General features: G+C 73.4%; 1 protein-coding gene and 1 pseudogene. Both read right to left on the bottom strand.

Annotation, left to right across the window (positions count from 1 at the left end):
- Positions 1-718, bottom strand: a 718-nt coding sequence (locus CCN33_RS27475; RefSeq protein WP_208621924.1) for a sensor domain-containing protein, incomplete at its 3' end; no start/stop codon positions are given.
- Between the two features lie 106 nt (positions 719-824).
- Positions 825-962, bottom strand: a pseudogene (locus tag CCN33_RS33290) (sensor histidine kinase); the annotation flags it as partial.

Raw genomic sequence — 962 nt, 5'->3', positions numbered from 1 at the left:
CCCGGTCCGACTCCAGCTCCTCCACGCGGGCCGTCAGCCGGGAGGGGCCGAGCAGGCCGCGCACCAGCAGCCCGTCCACCGTGGTCAGGCCCCGCAGCACCCATGGCGTGAGCAGCGTGAACACCAGCCCGACCAGCGAGGTCGCGGTGATCTCGAAGGGGTTGTCCAGGTAGACGCTGTGGTGGTCGTCCCCGTAGAGCTGGATGCCGCCCTGCCCGGCCCACATCGGGAACACCCAGAACCACAGCGGGTACGTCAGCAGCGCCCAGCCGTACGTCCAGAAGCTGATGGCCACCGAGAAGGAGAACACCGCCCACGGGAAGTGGACCAGCGCGTACACCAGGTGCCGCCAGGACGAGCCGCTCTTGAGCACCGCGCCGAGCCAGGGCAGCGGCCCCGGCCCGCTGGGGTTCAGCGGCTCCGGCGCGGCCACCCGCACCTTCAGCAGCGCCCCGGCCCGCGCCCGCTCCAGCGCCCCGAAGCCCCGGCAGCCGACCAGGGCCAGCGCGAGGACGGGCACCCCGACGAAGGTCACCAGCAGGCCGGCGCCGAGCGAGATCATCGTGACCGTCCAGACGAGCAGGGCGACGGCCACCGGCAGTCCGGTCAGCGCGTAGCCCAGCTCCCGCCAGGTCCGCGCCTGCAGCGGTGCCTTCAGCGCGGCGGGGAGGCGGTGGCGGGCCGGCTCTTCCCGGTAGGGGGTGCTGTGCGTGGCCATCGGTGTGGTCCCCGTTCTCCTTGTGTGGGCCTGCCTGCTGAAGACTGCTCGTCCGCACCGGGTGCGGGCCATGGCGTGCGTCCCCGTCTTGAACAGGGGGTTTTCCCTACCGTCCGGCGTGGCGCTCGTCCTCACGGTCCCGCCAGGGCAGCTCGGCGGTGATGACGGTGGGGCCGCCGGGCGGGGAGTCCACGACGAACACCCCGTCGACCGCGCCCAGGCGTTCGGCCAGGCCCGCCAGGCC

Origin of the sequence: Streptomyces recifensis (assembly GCF_002154615.1) — a bacterium.
Lineage (GTDB): Bacteria > Actinomycetota > Actinomycetes > Streptomycetales > Streptomycetaceae > Streptomyces > Streptomyces griseoluteus.
Note: the sequence above shows the minus strand (reverse complement) of the source record. Positions and strands in the feature narration are given on the sequence as shown.